Annotated in this window: 16 protein-coding genes; 8 read left to right on the top strand and 8 right to left on the bottom strand. The window is 66.6% G+C overall.

Annotation, left to right across the window (positions count from 1 at the left end; translation table 11 throughout):
* Nucleotides 1–210: 210 nt before the first annotated feature.
* Both QW845_RS25140 and QW845_RS25135 read left to right on the top strand, forming a co-directional pair.
* Nucleotides 211–1,131 (top strand): hypothetical protein, encoded by a 921-nt coding sequence (locus tag QW845_RS25140; protein ID WP_315804344.1) that lies wholly within the window; start codon nt 211–213, stop codon nt 1,129–1,131.
* 229 nt (nt 1,132–1,360) lie between these two features.
* Nucleotides 1,361–1,777: a MucR family transcriptional regulator gene (locus QW845_RS25135; protein WP_315716114.1), complete on the top strand. Its 417-nt coding sequence runs from the start codon at nt 1,361–1,363 to the stop codon at nt 1,775–1,777.
* A 9-nt stretch (nt 1,778–1,786) separates the two neighbouring features.
* On the opposite strand, the gene QW845_RS25130 is transcribed toward QW845_RS25135, so the two are convergent.
* A complete protein-coding gene (locus QW845_RS25130) occupies nt 1,787–2,212 on the bottom strand; it encodes a SufE family protein (protein WP_315804212.1) in 426 nt (141 codons plus the stop codon).
* A 74-nt stretch (nt 2,213–2,286) separates the two neighbouring features.
* On the bottom strand, nt 2,287–2,748 hold the full coding sequence (locus QW845_RS25125) for a DUF5330 domain-containing protein (protein ID WP_315804211.1): 462 nt from the start codon (nt 2,746–2,748) through the stop codon (nt 2,287–2,289).
* Nucleotides 2,749–3,200: 452 nt separating this feature from the next.
* Between QW845_RS25125 and QW845_RS25120 the strand changes: the two genes are divergently transcribed.
* The 3 genes from QW845_RS25120 to QW845_RS25110 are packed head-to-tail and all read left to right on the top strand — an operon-like array spanning nt 3,201 to nt 6,050.
* Nucleotides 3,201–4,964, top strand: a complete 1,764-nt coding sequence (locus QW845_RS25120; RefSeq protein ID WP_315804210.1) for a PAS domain-containing sensor histidine kinase — start codon at nt 3,201–3,203, stop codon at nt 4,962–4,964.
* Complete coding sequence (locus QW845_RS25115; protein ID WP_315804209.1) at nt 4,957–5,649, top strand: peptidoglycan-binding domain-containing protein; 693 nt, start codon at nt 4,957–4,959, stop codon at nt 5,647–5,649. The genes QW845_RS25120 and QW845_RS25115 overlap by 8 nt, the downstream gene beginning before the upstream one ends.
* A 50-nt stretch (nt 5,650–5,699) precedes the next feature.
* Nucleotides 5,700–6,050 carry a DUF1491 family protein gene (locus QW845_RS25110; RefSeq protein WP_315804208.1) on the top strand — a complete coding sequence of 117 codons (351 nt, stop codon included), beginning with the start codon at nt 5,700–5,702 and terminating at the stop codon, nt 6,048–6,050.
* Nucleotides 6,051–6,081: 31 nt separating this feature from the next.
* On the opposite strand, the gene QW845_RS25105 is transcribed toward QW845_RS25110, so the two are convergent.
* A complete protein-coding gene (locus QW845_RS25105) occupies nt 6,082–7,035 on the bottom strand; it encodes a DUF2336 domain-containing protein (RefSeq protein WP_315804207.1) in 954 nt (317 codons plus the stop codon).
* A gap of 398 nt (nt 7,036–7,433) precedes the next feature.
* Here QW845_RS25105 and QW845_RS25100 point away from each other — a divergent pair, with 398 nt between their 5' ends.
* Both QW845_RS25100 and QW845_RS25095 read left to right on the top strand, forming a co-directional pair.
* Nucleotides 7,434–7,622 (top strand): hypothetical protein, encoded by a 189-nt coding sequence (locus QW845_RS25100; protein WP_315804206.1) that lies wholly within the window; start codon nt 7,434–7,436, stop codon nt 7,620–7,622.
* A gap of 19 nt (nt 7,623–7,641) precedes the next feature.
* Nucleotides 7,642–8,403, top strand: a complete 762-nt coding sequence (locus tag QW845_RS25095; protein ID WP_315804205.1) for a hypothetical protein — start codon at nt 7,642–7,644, stop codon at nt 8,401–8,403.
* A gap of 27 nt (nt 8,404–8,430) precedes the next feature.
* On the opposite strand, the gene QW845_RS25090 is transcribed toward QW845_RS25095, so the two are convergent.
* The 5 genes from QW845_RS25090 to QW845_RS25070 form a co-directional block, all read right to left on the bottom strand.
* Entirely contained in the window at nt 8,431–9,921 is a 1,491-nt protein-coding gene (locus QW845_RS25090; protein WP_315804204.1) for an acetyl-CoA hydrolase/transferase family protein, read from the bottom strand.
* Nucleotides 9,922–10,029: 108 nt separating this feature from the next.
* A complete protein-coding gene (locus QW845_RS25085; RefSeq protein WP_315804203.1) occupies nt 10,030–10,533 on the bottom strand; it encodes a CYTH domain-containing protein in 504 nt (167 codons plus the stop codon).
* A gap of 119 nt (nt 10,534–10,652) precedes the next feature.
* Nucleotides 10,653–11,237, bottom strand: a complete 585-nt coding sequence (locus tag QW845_RS25080) for a DUF1254 domain-containing protein (protein ID WP_315804202.1) — start codon at nt 11,235–11,237, stop codon at nt 10,653–10,655.
* Nucleotides 11,234–11,815, bottom strand: coding sequence for a DUF1214 domain-containing protein (locus QW845_RS25075; RefSeq protein WP_315804201.1), 582 nt, complete (start codon nt 11,813–11,815; stop codon nt 11,234–11,236). Before QW845_RS25075 ends, QW845_RS25080 begins: the two co-directional genes overlap by 4 nt.
* 15 nt (nt 11,816–11,830) lie before the next feature.
* Nucleotides 11,831–14,110, bottom strand: coding sequence for a PBP1A family penicillin-binding protein (locus QW845_RS25070; RefSeq protein ID WP_315804200.1), 2,280 nt, complete (start codon nt 14,108–14,110; stop codon nt 11,831–11,833).
* A gap of 341 nt (nt 14,111–14,451) precedes the next feature.
* Here QW845_RS25070 and QW845_RS25065 point away from each other — a divergent pair, with 341 nt between their 5' ends.
* The gene (locus tag QW845_RS25065; protein WP_315804199.1) at nt 14,452–14,964 is read left to right on the top strand and encodes a YcgN family cysteine cluster protein; all 513 of its coding nucleotides are present in this window, start codon (nt 14,452–14,454) and stop codon (nt 14,962–14,964) included.
* The last annotated feature ends 60 nt before the right edge of the window (nt 14,965–15,024 follow it).

Raw genomic sequence — 15,024 nt, 5'->3', positions numbered from 1 at the left:
ATTCCGAGGGTTGGCTGAACCGTATTGTGGCGGGATCGTGGCGGGCGGCGCAGGTCGGATACGAACTTCGGCGGTCTTGGACGAACTTCCGCTGCAAATCGTCGCGGATTTGGACTAGAAACCGGATTCAAGGACGCGCGCAACCGCAGCTATCTAATGTGATTTCGGTCGGGACACCGCCCGGAACCGGCGCATTAGGGGATGAGTTCGATGATGAGTGCAATGTTGGCCGCCGGGGCCCTCGCCGTGTTGGCCGGGCTCGGGGCGATCGCCTGGGGAATTCCGGTCAAGGAGTTCAGCGTCGGTAATACGCTGATCCTGTCGGGGACCCTTGGCGTGTGCAGCGGGCTGATCCTGTTCGGACTGGCGGCCGTCCTCAACGAGCTGAAGGTGATTTCGAGCCGGCTGAGGTCGCGTTCGGGCGCCGAGTCCGAGGCCAGGCCCCTGCAGCTCCCACCTGCCGCCGGGACGACCGACTTCGAGACCGCCCCGGTGCCGCCGACAGAAGATGTCTGGCGCGAAGGCGGTTCGCCGCGTCCGCGTCCCCGCATGCCGGACCTGTCGGCCCCCTTGTCCTCGGGGCTGTCGTCGTCCTCACCGCTGTCCTCGTCTCCCTTGTCAAGCTCGCTGCGCGCCTCCGAGTCCTTGCGGGATCCCGCCGAGTCGCCGTCCGAACCCGCCGAGCGGCCCAAGCGCAATCTGCTGTTTGCGTCGTCGCGCCGGGAGCGGGAACGCGCGGAGAAGCGCGGCGCCGAGCCGCTGCCGACGGATTTCCGGTCACCGCCCCTCAGCGCCCCGCCGCCCGTGCCGCTGGACGAACCTGCCGCGACCGAGCCGGGCGCGTCGGACGGCTGGTCGCGACCGGAGCGGACGCCGGAGCCTCTGCGCCCGCCGTTCCCGCGGCGCCTGGCGCGGGCCGCCCCGGCCTTCGTCGATCCCGAGCCAACCCCGCCGCCGCCTGAGCCGAAGGATCTGGACGCGCCGGCCGTCAGCATCGTCAAGTCGGGCGTGGTGGATGGGATGGCCTATTCGCTCTATTCCGACGGCTCGATCGAGGCACAGATGCCCGAAGGGATGATGCGCTTTGCGTCGATCGACGAGCTGCGCGCCCATCTCGAAGGCCGGACCTGAGGCAGCGGGATCACACGGTCAGGTTGAACCCGGCTGGCATACGGTACACACTACTTGGCGGGTGACAGACTTCTCAAGAAGAAGTCCTCACTATCTTGTCATTTTGCCAGTCATTTGCCCATATTGCTTGCAGAATCGCGAGACAACGCTGCCACTCGGCGCGAGTGATACTTGCGATCGAGGGATACTTGCGATCGACGGTCACAGGGCGGAGCGGGATGAGGGGTCAATGACCGAAGCGGTCGGCAAGAGCTTTATCGATCTGACGGCCGACATCGTGTCGGCCTATCTCAGCAACAACCCGACCCCGGCGGCGGAGATTCCCTCTCTGATCAGCCAGGTGCATGCGGCGCTGACGCGGGTCGCAGCGGGACGTAGCGAGCCCGCGCCGGAGCCGGCGCGGCCCGCGGTCCCAGTGAAGAAATCGATCCATCCGGACTATCTGGTCTGCCTCGAGGACGGCAAGCGCTTCAAGTCGCTGCGGCGGCATCTGCGCACGCAGTACAACATGACGCCGGAACAATACCGCGACAAATGGAACCTGCCGCCGGACTATCCGATGGTGGCGCCGAACTACGCGGTCACCCGCTCGCAGCTTGCCAAGAAGATGGGCCTGGGCCAGCAGCGGCCCGAGCGGGAAAAGTAGCCGAGCCGATCAGGACGCCGCGGCGAGCGCCTCGCGGGCGTCGGCGCGGATGCGCTCGACCATCGAGCGCAGGCCGTTGGAGCGCTGCGGCGTCAGATGCTCGCGGAACCCGAGCTCGTCAAACACCGCGGGCGCATCGATGGTCATGATCTCCTGCGGCGTCCGCCCCGAATACAGCGTCAGCAGAATTGCGATCAGGCCGCGAACGATATGGGCGTCGCTGTCGCCGAGATAGTTCAGGACCGGCACGGCGCTGCTGTGATCGACGTGCTTGGACAGCCAGACCTGGCTGGCGCAGCCCTGCACCTTGTTCGCGGCGGAGTGCTCGTCCTCCGGCATCGGGGCCAGGGTGCGGCCGAGCTCGATCACGTAGCGGTAGCGGTCGTCCCAGTCGTCGAGCAGGGCGAAATTGTCGCGGATGTCGTCGATCGTCATGATGCTCTTCGGTCCCGATGTCGGCTTTCATATAGGCGTTCGGGACGACGAAAGCGACAGTCGGTTCCGCCGGTTCAGGGCGTCGGCGGCAGATGCCATTCGACGGCGAGATCGTCGGTCGAGAGCGTATCGGCCGGCGCGTCGCCCGGCGGAATCTCCTCGAGCACGGGGGCGTCGATCGAGCCGGTGTGATCGTTGCCGCGCTTGTCGAGACTGGCCGGCTTCACCGGGCCGATGAACTTGTCGGCGCCGGCGGGCTTCTCCGCGCCTTCGGCCTTGTCGGTGATGATCTGGTAGATCTTGCGCGCGCCTTCCTGGGCGCGGTGGCCGATCACGGTCGCGGCCTGGCCGCCGACCTCGCAGGCCTGCGGCTGGCGCTTGCAGAACTGGCTCATGTCGGAGACGGCCGCGGTCGCGGCCTGCACGGCTTCGTGCGCATTGATCTGCGGCAGCTTGTCGGCGTCCGGGCTCTTCTCGCGCGGCAGCAGCACCAGCACGAGTCCGAGCCAGAATGCCATCCGAAGCAGAAAGAACATCACGCAACCCCGACCGTGCTGCTGATCCCGCGTGCTCAAATCGCGCAACGGGATCGCAGCTGATTGTTCTATGTCGCGACTGCTTGCATTGGGCTTAATTGGTTGAGATTTCGCGAAGCCGGGCGCTGGATTTTTTTCGGAGTCAATTTTTCATTGGCGCCGGGCGCCCGCGCCGTGCAACCGGCTGTAGATCGCGCCGCTTTCGCAACCGCAGGCCCGGCCGGAAACGATGCATTCACCATCCCGGCCGAATGGCGGGCTCACCGCAGTCTGGACCTTAGCGTTCGCTTAATGCGAGTCTGACACGGTGACTTCCGACGACAGGGGGCGTCCCGGCGCGTTCTCTTTGTGAGAACCACCGATTAGGCCGAGGCGCGAGAGCCGTGAGTGTGTTGAGTATCATCCGCGATTGTCTCGATGCGTTATTGCATCCATCGGCTCGAACTGATGCGATGACGCGCGCGCGTCATCGCGCCTTCATCGCGCCGCGCCTGCTGGGCAGCCTCGCCGCCTTCGCCGTGTTTCCCGCCTATCTCGCGCTACGCGGTGCGCCGAGCGCGCTCGAGGTCGGCGCGCTGTCCTGGCTGATCGCGCCCATTCTGCTGTCCTGGTATCTGTCACGCACCGGCCGCTACGAGAGCGCCTGCGCGCTGTCGTCGATGGCGCTGTCGGCGCTGATCATGGCGGTGTCGATCGAGACCGGCGGCATCGAATCCTTTGCCGCGGTGTGGCTGATCGTCGTACCCCTGGAAGCCTCGTTCTCGGCCTCGCGCCGCGTCGTCGTGTTCTCCGCGGGGCTCGCACTGTGCTGCGCGCTGCTGCTCATCCTCATCGGTCATTTCGGGTGGCTGCCGAAGCCCGAGATCAACCCCGCCCTGCGCACCGGGCTGCTCGCGTTCGGCGTCGCCTCGGCCACGCTCTATGCGGCCGTGCTCGCCTTTGCCGCCGACACGCTCGCGCGCACCAGCGTGACGCTGCTGTCGATGGAGGAGGAGCGTTATCGCCTGCTCGCACGTAATATGAGCGACGTGATCTCCCGTCACCGTCGCAACGGCGCGGTCATGTTCATCTCGCCGGCGGCCGAGACGCTGCTCGGCGCGCCGGTCGCGCAGTTGCACGGCCACGGCCTCTTCGAACGGGTCCATGTCGCCGACCGGCCGGCCTACCTCACGGCGCTGTCGGAAGCGGCGGGCGGCAGCGAAGCCTCGAGCGTCGAGTTCCGCCTGCGCCGCGATGCGCCGGGCGAGGGCCGCGGCTTTCATCATCCGGTCGATTTCATCTGGGTCGAGATGCGGTGCCGCCCGCTCGACCGCATCGGCGTGATGCCGGGCGGGTCGGAGCAGGAGGTGGTCGCGGTCATGCGCGACGTCACCGACCGCAAGCTGCAGGAGCAGGCGCTCGAATTGGCGCGCAGCGCTGCCGAGCGCGCCGACGCCGCGAAGACGCGATTCCTCGCGACCATGAGCCACGAGCTGCGCACGCCCTTGAACGCCATCATCGGCTTCTCCGAGATGCTGATGCAGGAGCAGGTGCTGGTGCTGAACGCGGCGCGGCGCCGCGAATATGCGCAGCTCATCAACGATTCCGGCCAGCATCTGCTGTCGGTCGTGAACGGCATCCTCGACATGTCGAAGATGGAGTCCGGCAATTTCGAGCTGACGCCGGAGCCGTTTGCGCCGCGCGCTGCGCTGATCAATTGCTGCAACCTGCTGGCGCTGCGGGCGCGCGAGAACGGTGTCGATCTGTCGGCCGACGTGCCGCAGGACCTGCCGATGGTCACCGGTGATCCGCGCGCCTTCAAGCAGATCGTGCTCAACCTCGTCTCCAATGCCATCAAGTTCACCGAGCGCGGCGGCCGTGTCACGGTCTCTGCCGGCGTCGACGGTGCGCGCCTGCTGCTGCGAATCACCGACACCGGCGTCGGCATCGCCGCCGATGATCTCAAGCGCATCGGCGATCCGTTCTTCCAGGCCGGCAAGACCTACCAGCGCCGTCACGAGGGAACCGGGCTCGGGCTGTCCATCGTCAAGAGCCTCGTGAACTTGCACGGCGGCGAAATGTCGATAGAAAGCAAGATCGACGAGGGGACCACGGTCACGATCGCGCTGCCGATCAACTTCGTGGCCGAGGCGGCCGCCGGCGCCACCGTCACGCCGCTGTCACCCTCGCGCTCCGCCCAGCCAGGGCAGGTCATGCAGGTGAAGAAGAGTGCCTAGACGAGCTGCAGAGGATGATCCGGCGCCGCCGCGCCGTCGCAAGCGCGCCGCTGCGGCTGCGGCCGTCGTCGACGTGGCGGAGGAGCGCGGCTGGCTGCTGCGGGCCATGCTCTACAGCCCGAAGGATCTGTTTGCGGGCCTGCTGGCCTGTGCGGCTGGCAGCGCCATCATCATCAATGCCGTGTTCCTGCAATCGGGACCGCATCCGGCGCCGATGTTCGGATCGATCGTCACCATTCCGCCCAATCTGACGAGCTCCAATCCGCTGCCGCGGCCCCGGCCGATGGACATCTCGCCGCTCGATCCGAAGGTGATCGAGACGCGGCCCGCTGAAACCAGGGCGGCGGAGCAGAGGGCGGTCGAGCAGCGCGCGACCGAGGCGCGTCCGGATCAGAAATATGCCGATCCCCTGGCCGATCTCGTCCGCTCGGTCAGCGGCGGTCAGGGCAATGTGCCGCGTCCGCAGCCGACGCAGCAGGGCGGCAATGTCCGCCGTGTCGCGGCGGTCCAGCGTGCGCTGACCGAATATGGCTATGGCCAGTTGAAGCCCACCGGGATGGTCGGCTCCGACACCCAGGCCGCGATCCAGAAGTTCGAGCGTGAGCGCAAGCTGCCGGTGACCGGCCAGGTGTCGGACCGCCTGGTGCGCGAGCTTGCGATTGTCATCGGTCACCCGATCGAATAGAGCAGGGGCGGCTGCGACGTGCAGCGCGCTTGCTCCTGCATCGAACCATCATGCGATTGAAGACCAGCATCTGGGTGAGCGCCTATCTGCGGCGCTGCCAGTCGGCCGGCGCGTTCAGCGCGATCCGCCACCGCGGCGCCGAGGAGGCCGGCGCGGTGTTCGTCAAGGTCGCGCTGATGGACGGCACGGCGCAGCTCTATGTCCCCGCGCCGCAGACCGTCTATGACGACAGCCGGCCGATCGACCGCTTCTTCGTACCGGTATCGCCGCAGCCGATCGCGGAAGCGCAGGTCGAGGAGCGTCTCGTGAAGGAGCTGCGCTTCGATCCCGATGCCTGGATCATCGAGACCGAGGACAGGCAGGGTCGTCATTTCCTCGATCTCGTGCGCGAGCGTCCCTGATCATCCTCCGATCCGCGACGGTGATCGCGCGTCAGCGCTTGAAGCCGTCGGTGCCCGTGCGCACGATCGGTCGCGTCGCTGTGCCGGGCCGCGCTCCGCCTGCGCGGACAGACTGGCGCTCGTCGTCGTACAGCATCGTGCGATGTTTGGCCCTGATCGCCGCCATGCCCGAGCCGCGCCAGGCCGCCAGCATGATCAGCGCCGCGCGCTCGCTGAGGCGCTCGTAGAAGCGTGACAGCCGAAACACGGTCTGGACGGACTGGCCCATCTCCGGCTTGAGGAACAGCAGCACGCGCTCGAACACCGGCGCTGGCATGCCGAGCGCCTTTGCGGCACAGGCCAGCGGCTCGCCATGGGGATCGTTGACCACCTCGAGGGTCATGCGTGAGGGCAGGATCAGGCTCTCGCCGAGCTCGATCGTGAACGTCTCGACGTCGGCGTTGAAGGCGGCCATCTCCAGCGCCTCGATCGCATGCACCGCGCGGTGCAACGGCGTCGGCGCGGCGGGCCTCAGCGGCGTGGTGGCGAGGTTCTGCAGGATGGCGATGCGCTCGTGCGAGGCGGCGCGCATGAACATCTCGCTCAGCTCGGCGGCATCCTTCGGCTGCATCGACAATCCCGACGATGCGTCGTCGCGCGGCGGCATCGGAGACGACGAGCGGAGCGATGCGGGAATGGGGCCGGCGAGCGGCGGCGCCGGCTCGCTCTGCGCCGGGCGCAAGCCCAGCTTGTTCAGGATCTCGATCGGCGTCGCCGGATAGATCGCCAGCCGCGCACGCACCGCCGCACGGGTCGCATCATCGACGTCGTCGACCAGACGGGAAGCCAATTCGACGAACTGCCGCTCCTCGTCAGCGGAATGCGCGCTCGCCTGGACATAGAGGTCGGTCAGCACGCGCAGCAGAGTGGGCTTGATGTCGACGCCCTCGCGGCGCGAGAGCGTGAGCAACCCGTCGAAGCCGGGGAACAGCGATGATCTTGTCATGTCGGGGTACGCAACTTCGGCAATCGTTGCGCCGATTAGAGCGGAGTTGTTTTAATGCGGCGTTAAGGAAAACAATCGGTGAAGATGGGTCGAAATGACCCGGTGAGACAAAGGCGCAACGCCGGCTTGCCTTCTCTCCCACCGGTGCACGCGATCCGTGTCGGGCGGCCCGCGCATTAATATCCTCTTAACCACGTCCTGATCTTAATCGATCCGTTCGATGATCTCGCCTTGGCCGCGTCTCGCGCCCAGCCTGATCTTCGCCGCGCCGAATGCCAAAGTGCAGCGTCATGCGCCGGCATTCGTGATCGTCAGTTCTGCGTGCCCTCTTGCCTGCGAAGTTCGGGCGACGGGGAGTTTTCAGGGGGTAAGAACTTCGGGCACGAAAGAGAGTGGACATGGCGACCATCATTGAATTCCCGGCGGACGTTTCGCGTCGCGCGCGGCCTGCCGTGACCGGCGCGCCGCAGGAGGGCATGGGAACGATCCTGATTCTTCCCGTCGTTCGGATCGAGCGCGAGACCACGACCGACGATCGCGGGCCCCGCGAGGGCACAGCGCCAAGCCGCCGCCGCCGTCGCCGCTGACAGGTCGGGGGACATGGGAATGCCGGCCATCGTCAATCCGGTCCGGCGCGCGCTGCCGGTCCTCGCGCTCGTCCTCGTCGGCGACCTGCTCGGCGCCTGCAGCGGCGGCGATTTTGGCCGCACCCGCGCCGACATGCGCAATGACGACATGCACAAATGGATCGGCGCGGAAGCCACCGCCAGCGTCGGTGTCATGCCATCGCAGTTCCAGCTCACCGACAATGAGCGCCAGCTGCGCGATCTCGCTTATCCGCTGATCGAGCCGCCGCATTCGCGCCCCGCCTGGAAGAGCGTGTTCGGCGACTATCAGCCGTCGGCCTCGCCCTGGCGCCAGAAGGTCGTGTTCGACCGCACCGCCTATGGCCGCGCCTTGATCGACGAGCCGCACCGCTCGCACGCCTCGCGCTACACCCAACTGATCGACGACGTGCGCGACGACATCACCCGCTTCGAGCCGTTCTTCGCCTCGGCGATCCGCGTCATCGATCTCGACCGCAAGCGCGATGCCAGCATGAAATACATGACCGAGCTCTCGCCGCGCGAGAAGGCCGACGCGGTCGCGCGCATGCAGGAGAACTCGCTGATCGTACAGTGGGTGCAGATCAGCCTGGAGCAGCGCGTCTCGTCCTATCGCTGGGCGCTGGAGCGCCTGGTGCTGCAGGCGCCCGACGGCATGGCCGCCGAGGCCGATCGCCTGATCCATGAACTGGCAGCCCAGACCGCGAATCCGCCGGTCGCGGCGCGGCCCCTGATCGAACGGCCGCTGACGACGCGGGGCTAGCCCGCACGCGGTCGCACGCCGCTTCGCTCAGTCCGGCCTGAGCAGGCGGAACGCCTCCTCGAGCAGATGCGGCGTATGCTTGCCGGTCGAATCGCGGCAGGCGCGTTCGAAATAGTCCGCCAGCGCCGGCCGGAATCTCGGATGCGCCGCCTGGTCGATGATGGTGCGGGCGCGCTGTTTCGGCGACAGGCCGCGCAGGTCGGCGAGGCCGCGCTCGGTCACCAGAACCTGCACGTCGTGCTCGGTGTGGTCGACATGGGTGACCATCGGCACAATGCAGGAGATCGTGCCGTTCTTGGCGGTCGAGGGCGTCATGAAGATCGACAGATAGGCGTTGCGGGCGAAGTCGCCGGAGCCGCCGATGCCGTTCATGATGCTGCTGCCGCGCACATGGGTCGAATTGACGTTGCCGTAAATGTCCGCCTCGATCATGCCGTTCATCGCGATGACGCCGAGCCGGCGGATCACTTCGGGATGGTTGGAGATCTCCTGCGGCCGCAGCACGATGCGGTCGCGCAGGAACTCGATTTCGCGGTTGAATTCGACCGCAGCCTCCGAGCTCAGCGACAATGCCGTCGCGGAGGCGAGATCCATCCGCCCGGAGCGGATCAGGTTCAGCATGCCGTCCTGCAGCACCTCGGTATAGGCGGTCAGATGCGGGAAGGGGCCGTCATCGAGCCCGGCCATCACGGCGTTCGCGACATTGCCGACGCCGGATTGCAGCGGCAGCAGGTTGCGCGGCAGGCGGCCCTGCTTCACCTCGTGTTCGAAGAACTCCAGGATGTGGCCGGCAATCGCACCCGAGTTATCGTCGGGCGCGGCGAAGCTGGTGTTGCGGTCGGGCGCATGGGTCTCGACGACCGCGATGACCTTGTCCGGATTGCAGCGATAGGTGGTCTCGCCGATGCGGTCGCCGGGCGCCACGATCGGGATCGGCTTGCGATGCGGTGGCAGGCGGGTGCCGTAGTAGACGTCGTGCATGCCGAGCAGCGCCGGATTCATCCACGAATTGACCTCGATGATGACGCGGTCAGCCAGATCGAGCCAGGTCTTGTTGTTGCCGATCGAGGTCGAGGGGATCAGCCGCCCGTCGGGCAGGATGCCGGCGCATTCGATCACGGCGACGTCGAGATGGCCGAGAAAACCGAACCACACGAACTGTGCGACATGGCTGAGATGCAGATCGATATAGTCGATGCTGCCGGCGTTGATGCGCTGTCGTGTCGCCGGATCGGACTGATAGGGCAGGCGCAGGTCGATGCCATCAGCCCGGGCGAGCGCGCCGTCGAGCTCGGGCGCGGTGCTCGCCCCGGTCCACACGCCGACGCGGAACGGCTCGCCGCGCGCATGCGCGGCTTCGATCCGGCGCGCCAGCGCGAGCGGCACCGCTTTCGGATAGCCCGACCCGGTGAAACCGCTCATGCCGACATGGTTGCCGGGCTCGACCAGCGCGGCAGCCTCGTCGGCCGACATGATCTTGGCGCGCAGCGCCTGTGACATCACCTGCGATGAACTCATCGTGCAAACTCCATGCGCGATCGTTCAGACCGCCAAGTCCGCGCTGTTTAAGGTGTGCCCTCGACGGGTGATTTGACAGGGGTCAAGCCGCAACGGACCGTGCGTGCATCACAGCCCTGCAAGGCGCGCGCGCCGCAGTTCCCGGACTTTCGCCGCCCGCGAGCGCTCCGTCAGCATGTTGGCCTTGCTGTAGCGCGGATCGCCGGTGACCTCGTCGCCGACCCAGTCAGGAAGGGTCACGACGGTCGTTTCGGTCGGCAGCTCGATCTCGGCGATGACGACGCCTTCGAGCGCGTCGTGGTAGACGTCGACCTCCCAGACGCCGGCTTCGGCCGGCACGTAGTGACGCGTCTTTTCGAGGATGCGTCCCGCGCAATGCGCGAACAGCACCGCGGCGTGGTCCGCGGGAATATCGTACTCGAATTCATCCCGGGCCAGGCCGCGGCGGCCGCTCTTCACGCACAGCGTCGTCCGGTTGCCATAGCAGCGAACGCGGACCTTGAGGCCGTCCTGACGTGCGACAAGGCCGTCGCGAAGGCGTTCACTGTGCGTCGCCTGATCCCGCCAAGCATCGGACTTGACGAGAAACTTCCGTTCGATTTCGAGAGGCATGACCTGATGTTGAGCGAAGCGCCGCCGTCCTGATACGTCATAGCAGCGGCGCGCGACGACGACTATGCCACCAAGGATGAAGAGAGCGTTGTCGAATTCATTCCGGACGTCGTATTGACTTATCGTTTGCCGCGCGGCTTCTCGGCCTTGGCCGGTGCCTCGGTCTGTACGCCGCAGCTTGCCGCTGCAAGGGAGGCCTGCGCCTGCGGCATGAGACCCGGCTCGGCGGCCAGGGCCTTCAGCACGATCAACCCGGTCGTCGTCGGCGAGTCGATGATCAGCCGGTCGGCGGCCGTGATCTCCTCGTCCTCGGGCAGGTCTTCGTGCTGCGCCTCGGTCATCAGGTTGAGCTCGATCACGCGCTTGCCGGCGGAGCGGTCGTTGATGGCGTAGTAGGCGATCTCGTTGCGCGTGTAGAACGACACCGACGTATAGGCCTGGCTCACCGGGACCGTGAGCTTCAGCGGGCCGTCGGACAGATCGTAGCGGCAGATCGCCATCGCGAACGCCGGATCCATGAACGGCATCGGTGAATTGCCGGGATCGGCCAATGGCAATTGCGTCACGGCGTTCAGCTTGGTCATCGGCGTCAGCCGGGAGTAGGCGTCCTGGGTCGAGATCCGCGGCAGCGCCAGCACGCTGACGAGATGGACCACGCCGCCGAGCAGCACGCCGACCACGATGGTGAACAGCAGCCGGATCATGATGGGCAGCCTACTGTCGTGATCGAGGGCATCGGCGCGTCGCGCTGCGTGCGGGTCGCGACGCCGACCGGCGTGTCGTAGAGGCGCAGCATCAGCGCGTAGCGCTCGATGCCGCCGGTCGGCAGCCAGTTGCCGGAGCGCGAGCGTGCGGCGACACGGATCTCGAACGAGCCATCGGCACCTCGCACCAGCTCCTGGCTGGTGAAGCCGTAGCGCTGCAGCGTGTTGGCGACGAGGTGGCCCTTGCGGTCGTACAGCGTGAGCGTCCAGAAGCGGGCGGGTGGCGTGACGCCGCTGACCAGGATGTCGCAGCGCCCGTCGAGCGGCTTCCCCTTGTCGTCTCTTGTGGCGGTGAAGGCCACGCCGTCGCCGGTGCCGATCGGCAATTCGCCATTGCGGGTGATGGTCGCGCGCGCATAGGGGTCGACATCGGCCGTGCCGGTTTTCGGACGCGCCGTCCAGGCGCCGATCGTCAGCGTGCCGAATTCAGTGCCGCGGGTCGTCGTCATCCAGGTCGCGCCGATGCCGACGCCGGTGGCGATCAGGAGCGTGATCAAGGTGATGAAGAGCAGCCGCACGGGGGATCGCTGACGTCAGTTCTTGCGCAGGGCAGGGGTGGCGACGCCGTCGGCCGTTGCCGCGGCGTAGTTCTCGGGGAAGGCCAGCGCGCTCGATGAGACCGGCTTCGCGGGCTTGCGCGGATCCGCCGGCGCGCTCTTTTCGGCGACGCGCGCGGCATCGTCGAGCATCTTCTCGACCTGAACCAGCACCTCGGCGCCGCGGCGGGTCAGGATCGGCGGCGGACCGGGCTTGATCTCCAGGGTCTTCGGCTGGCCGGCCTGTGCCATCGCGGCGGACGCGGACTGCGGCAGCTTCTCGCCCATGCCGACGCCGGGCAGCTCCTTGACCTCGACGCCCTGATGCGCGGCGAGCATGATGTCGTGCCATGTCTGCGCCGGCAGCGAGCCGCCGGTCATGCGGTTGGTCGGCGAATAGTCGTCATTGCCGTACCAGACCGCGCAGGTGAAGTTGCCGGTGTAGCCGACGAACCAGGCGTCGCGATACGCATTGGTCGTGCCGGTCTTGCCGGCGGTCGGAATGCCGTCGAGTGCGGCGCGGCGCGCGGTGCCTTCGCTGACGACGTGGCTCATCATGCCCGCCATGTCGGCGGCAACCGAGGCCGGGATCGCCTGCTTCGGCTTCGGCCCGTCACGGTCCCAGCGCCAGACCAGGTCGCCGGCGCCGGTGCGGACCTCCAGCACCGAATGCGGCGTCACCGCCTTGCCCTTGTTCGGGAAGGTCGCATAGGCGACCGCATGCTCCAGCACCGTGACCTCGTCGGAGCCGATCGGCATCGACGGGGTGTCGGGCAGCGGCGCCTTGAGGCCGAAGCGCCGCGCGACCTCGATGATCTTGGCGCGGCCGGCCTTCGGACCTTCCTTGCCGCCGAGCGCGATCGACAGCTTGACCGGCACGACGTTGATCGAGCGGGTGATCGCCTGCGTCAGCGTCACCGAGCCCGAATAGGAATGGCCATAATTCTGCGGGCACCAGTTGCCGATGCAGACCGGGCCGTCGACCACGATCGAGGTCGGCTTGAAGCCGTTCAGCAGCGCGGTGGTGTAGACATACGGCTTGAACGAGGATCCCGGCTGCCGGTAGGCGTCGACGGCGCGGTTGAACTGACTGGCACCATAGTCGCGGCCGCCGACCATGGCGCGGATGCCGCCGTCGAGGTCGGAAACGACCGTTGCCGCCTGGGTCGCGTGATAGTCGCGGCCGAACTGGCGCAACTGGTTCTCGATCGCCTCGTCGGCCGCATGCTGCACGGTCATGTCGATCGAGGTCCGCACCACGAAGACGCGCTCGGTGTAGGACTTCGGGAACGTGTCGACCAGCTTGCGCATCTCGTCGAACGCATAGTCGAGGAAGTAGTTCGGCGAGCTCTCGTCGCGGCGGTCGACCGCGAACGCCGGGTTGCGGCGGGCACCGAACACCTGGCCCTCGGTCATGAAGCCGGCATCGACCAGGTTGTCGAGCACGACGTTGGCGCGGGCGCGCGCGGCGGGCAGGTTGATGTGGGGGGCGAACTTGGTCGGCGCCTTGAACAGGCCGGCCAGCATCGCGGCTTCGGCGAGGTTGATGTCGCGCACCGACTTGTTGAAATAGAAGTGTGCCGCGCCGTCGACGCCGAAGGTGCCGCCGCCCATATAGGCGCGGTCGAGATAGAGCTTGAGGATCTCGTTCTTGGTCAGGCGGGTTTCCAGCCAGATCGCCAGGAACGCCTCGTTGACCTTGCGCTCGATGGTGCGCTCGTTGGACAGGAACAGGTTCTTGGCGAGCTGCTGGCTGATCGAGGAGCCGCCCTGGCGGACGCCGCCAGCCTGGGCGTTGGTGACGAGGGCACGCGCCGTGCCGGCGATGTCGATGCCGAAATGGTCGTAGAAGCGGCGGTCCTCGGTAGCGAGCGTCGCCTTGATCAGATTGTCCGGGAAGTCCTCCAGCGGAATCGAATCGTTGTGCTTGATGCCGCGGCTGCCGATCGGGTTGCCGTAGCGGTCGAGGAAGGTGACGGCGAGGTCGGACTTCTTCAGCCAGTCCTCGTCGGCGGTTTCCCGGAAGGCGGGAATCGCCAGCGCCAGCATCAACACCAGACCGCCGAGGCCGATCGTGGCGGCCTCCGACAATGGCTCGACGAACACCCAGCGCTTCCAGCCGCCGACATAGAAGCGGTCCATGAACGCGGAATAGCGCTCGTAGAGTTCACGGGTGCCGCGCAGGGAGGAGAACAGCGCCGAATCGAAGCGGGCGTCGAGATCCAGGCGGAAATTGTTGATCCGCTTCTTCCAATCGTCTGGAATGATCTGCCGCACGGGAACCCTGGTCGTTTCGAAAGCGTGTCAGCTGGCTTCGAAAGCACTCAGCAAGCGGGCTGGGGGCCATCGAAGGGTCTTGCGCGATTGTTGCGGCAAACCCATGGCACTGCACAGTCAGCCGCCCGAACCCGAGCACCTGACCCCAAGCCGCGTGCCGGCGCCGCCGCCGGAGTGACTCAATCATCTATCTAGCCGAGCGGGGGTCACAAACCAATGGTTCCGCTCACAATTTGATGCACAAAGCTAACGTGCCGCTGTGGCCGGCAAAGCCCTTGCGCGGCTCGGGGCCGGGCACCTAGATGGCGGCCAAGTCCCACGCCCTCTTTGAGAATCGCCCGATGACCGCACCGCTCAAACGTCCCTCGGGCCAGGAGGGAATGTTCTGGAAAACCAAGATCTTGGAAGAGATGTCCGAGGCGGAATGGGAGAGCCTCTGCGATGGCTGCGGGCGCTGCTGCCTGGAGAAGCTGGAAGACGAAGATACCGGCGACATCTACTTCACCCACATTTCCTGCAAACTCTTGGATGCCGGGCTATGTGCTTGCAAGGACTACCCGAATCGTTCCGAACAGGTGTCGGATTGCGTTCGACTGACACCTGAGAACGTCCGCACCCTGACGTGGCTGCCGCCGAGCTGCGGCTACCGCCTCGTGGCGGAGGGGCGCGATCTCTACTGGTGGCATCCTCTGATCTCGGGCGATCCTCAGACGGTACATGAAGCCGGCGTCTCGGTGCGCGGCCGGGTCGAGGGCACCGAGGAGGACGTTCCGGACGACCAGCTCGAGGACCACATCGTGCAGTGGCCGGTGCTGCTGCCGAAGCGGGCCAAGCTGAAGCGTCGGCCGAAATAGCGCGATCACCTCGCGCCCGCAGCAAGTCACGATGATGCGACCGTTCCCGTGCTGTCGGAA

It is taken from the genome of Bradyrhizobium sp. SZCCHNS3002 (genome assembly GCF_032377435.1).
In the GTDB taxonomy this organism is placed as follows: domain Bacteria; phylum Pseudomonadota; class Alphaproteobacteria; order Rhizobiales; family Xanthobacteraceae; genus Bradyrhizobium.
The sequence above is the reverse complement of the archived record's forward strand: the minus strand, read 5'-3'. Positions and strand labels throughout refer to the sequence as shown.